Annotated in this window: 4 protein-coding genes; 2 read left to right on the plus strand and 2 right to left on the minus strand. The window is 46.4% G+C overall.

The window, feature by feature from the left end:
- Positions 1-112: 112 nt before the first annotated feature.
- Complete coding sequence (locus KDK15_RS20515; protein ID WP_257297264.1) at positions 113-1,432, minus strand: ATP-binding protein; 1,320 nt, start codon at positions 1,430-1,432, stop codon at positions 113-115.
- A 141-nt stretch (positions 1,433-1,573) separates the two neighbouring features.
- Here KDK15_RS20515 and KDK15_RS20520 point away from each other — a divergent pair, with 141 nt between their 5' ends.
- Positions 1,574-1,723 carry a hypothetical protein gene (locus KDK15_RS20520; protein WP_257297265.1) on the plus strand — a complete coding sequence of 50 codons (150 nt, stop codon included), beginning with the start codon at positions 1,574-1,576 and terminating at the stop codon, positions 1,721-1,723.
- Between the two features lie 89 nt (positions 1,724-1,812).
- On the plus strand, positions 1,813-2,271 hold the full coding sequence (locus KDK15_RS21645; protein WP_257297266.1) for a hypothetical protein: 459 nt from the start codon (positions 1,813-1,815) through the stop codon (positions 2,269-2,271).
- Between the two features lie 794 nt (positions 2,272-3,065).
- Here the strand turns inward: KDK15_RS21645 and KDK15_RS20530 are convergent.
- Positions 3,066-3,245: hypothetical protein (locus tag KDK15_RS20530; RefSeq protein ID WP_257297267.1), on the minus strand; the 180-nt coding region annotated here is incomplete at its 5' end.

The raw sequence follows: 3,245 nt of genomic DNA on the forward strand, positions 1-3,245 counted from the left end.
GTGACCATGCCTTTTGTGGTAAAGGCGGGCAAAAATATCACGTCGTAGCGGGATACCAGCTCGAATGCCAGACGATTATGCAAGTCCAGAATAATGTCGTCTTTTTTATTATTTAATCGCTAAAATCTTCCAGCGAAAACCCTTCAAACCGCACATCGAACCCTTTCAGCTGCTTACGAAGTTTTTCCGCTTTTTCCTGCAGGCGGGATAACCGGATATTGGCCGGATTGCGTTTTACTTCTGCAATTAATGCAATTTTTTCCAGTTCGTTGATGGCAACAATATCGATCTCGTTCTGGTTTCCCCGCTCCCAGTAGCTGCCGACAATATTGTATTGCCCACTGGCAGCGATGTGCTCACGGTGCATCTGTTCCAGCCAATGCCCGCTCCAGGTGGGGTAATCCCGTTCAATCACCTGATGAATAAAGCTATAGTTGCCTATTTCTATGGCGCTGCGATGGCGATATATAAAGCGAAACCAGAATGCCAGAAATGCATCCACCATTCTGTACTTCACCAGTCGTGTACCCGGTTTGGATAGCACGGGTCGATGTCGTTCAATAATTTCAAACTCTTTTTCCAATCGATCCAGTTGTGGTCCGACGGATATTTCCAACAGTGACTCTATGGCTGGGCGGCTGGTGTGGCCTGCAGCGATGGCCGACAGTATGGAAAAATACGTGCCATGCTCCGGACCGAACTCTTCGGCCAGCCGGTAGTGACCCTCTTCAATCAGTAAGCTGTGTTCACTGACCAGTGTCTGCCAGATGTTTTCATGGGCATCGGTATTGACCAGCCACTCCAGGTATTTTGGGACACCGCCGCTGAGCATGTACCATTGCAACAGGGTCTCCGGGCTGAATCTTTTTTGATCATGGAGGAGTTCAGCAATGAATTGGGTTCTCAAAGGTTGCAGATTAATCCGGTTGTCAGCACGACCAAACAGTGGTTCTTTACTGTTCTGGAACAAATGCGTCATCAGGCTGTAAAGTGAACCACAGCAAATCAGATGCATCTGGCTTTTATCTTTGTACTGATCCCAGAGATGCTGGAGTTCTGAAAAAAAAGCGGGATTGACGCGCTGAATATCCTGAAACTCATCCAGGATAAGGGATAATGGTTCGGTACAGCTGTATTGCAGCAATATTTCCATCACTTCCCTGAGTGAGGACGGATTGCCGAAAATGGGAACGTTTAACAAAGCGCGTATTTGCTCAACAAACTCCTCACAGAGCAGGCGTTCCTGCTTTCTCGAAACAAACAGATAGAGGGACCGATGCTCACCTCCCCGGGGGAAAGCCTGGTTCAATAAAGCGGTTTTTCCCACTCTCCTGCGGCCTATGACAATCGTCATTATTGCTCCGCCAGTGGCTGCCTTATTGCTCCAGTTTTGCAAGTGGTTAAGCTCTGTTTCCCGATTGTAAAACTTCATCGTAAATTTATTACTGTAACTTTTATTACAGTAACTTTAGTACAAATATTCTTTACCTTCAACGTGCAATGTAAGGCTTTTCCAATATGTGCCTAAAGGGAGACCTGATTTCAATGGTGGAGGCCCGTGAGGATAAATGAAATGAAGTTTTCCAGCATGAGTCAGGAGGCGCTTGAACGGTTGTATTCAACAGCGGTGGATGTGTTGCTGGAGTTTGTATTGCATCCGGAGCGAGGCTGGCGTCGCCAGAAAGTAGAGCATCTGGTGGAACGGATTATTAACTTTGCGTAGAACGTGGGAGGGAACCCATAAAATACCTGTCGTTATTTTCAGGGATTGAAACGGCAACGGTCGCCTGGCATCCGTTAGGGTGGACGCCGGTGGGTTTTGCCGAGGTCGAACCATTCCCCTGCGCAGTGCTGGAACTCCGCTCGCTTAACTGGCATCGTGGGGATGAAAGCAAGAAGCGTTGTGTTCGCAAGCTGATTGAGAGTCAGCGCCGGTTGGAGATGAAAGCCCGAAAAAGTGGCCGTGGTATTACGCCGACCTTTATGAAAGAGGCATTGGCCAATCGTGTAGTTGAAAGCGGCAACCGTCGTTTTTCAGCAATCCGCAAAGCCTATCGAAACCACCCCGAACGGGCGAAAGCCTACCGGGAGCACCTGAAGCAGAACGCTGAAGCCTTTGGCCTGAAACCAGAGGTTGTGGATAACTTCAACCAGCCAGTACTGGTACGCCAACGCCAGGAAAAAATGGACGCAGACCAGCGCATTGCTTTCACCAAAGAAGCCAATGTCCGGTCAGTCTGGTTTGCCCATAACCATCCTTCCGCTAAATGAATTGCTGGACGGCAGTGGCGTGGTCAATAACGGTCATTCTCCAAAGCTTTGAACGTCCTTTCAGCTTGCTGATTCCCAGTCAGTATTATCCAGCAGTCAGTGGATAAGTTGTTGACAGGTTGTGTTTATGCTGTCAGTAGCTCGTTATAACCCGTTGCAGTACATGATTGTGGGATTATTATCCCCTTTTCAGTTATCCGGAGTTTGTGTGGAAAAGATTGTGGATAAACGGTTAGGAGCTAAAGCTAGCCTTTTAGGCAGGCGGGGTGAGAATGGCTGGTTAAATATCAACCAATTGTTCTTCAGCCTCACAACAATACCATCCAATCAATCCAGACAGGTCCATTGATAAATAGGAGCAGCGGTAAAAACAAGAGTAAAAAAAATACGTCAATGATCAGTTCTATGGTACTATTTTACCTTTATACAACTATATATAAATTGTCGTGCAACGCAGAATTGCCATAATACTCTAAAAAATGGAAAAAGAGGGGCGGTAGCGTAATTGCGGTTCAGGTAATAACAATGAACGACACTCATAGTAAAGTTATCGATAATATACTTTGGCTTTTTTGGCCTTGGTGTGATTTATGATTTCTGGACGCTAAATGGTCAGATTTCTATTAAAAATAGCAGAAAGAGTTCTGAATCAGAAACCTGAAAAAGTGTGGCATAAGTCCTGAGTGATACTGTGTTTTTATACAGGGAGAATTAGTTCATAAGTAGTGTAAATATTGAAAACGGATATTTCTTAGCTTCTATGCTAGAGCGTAAGCGCTTATTTAAGGACGTCTTCAAAACCCATCATCTGTCTGCCACGCTAACACCTGTTTCAAAAACAGGAGCGAGCCGTGAATCAAAAACAACCAAACCGCCGCACTTCTGAACAGTGGCAAGGCCTCATCGATCAACAGCGGGGAAGCGGCGTCAGCCAGAAAGCTTTTTGCCTTTCGCGCAATATCTGCCTGTCCACC

This window comes from Endozoicomonas sp. YOMI1, from assembly GCF_024606345.1.
In the GTDB taxonomy this organism is placed as follows: domain Bacteria; phylum Pseudomonadota; class Gammaproteobacteria; order Pseudomonadales; family Endozoicomonadaceae; genus Endozoicomonas.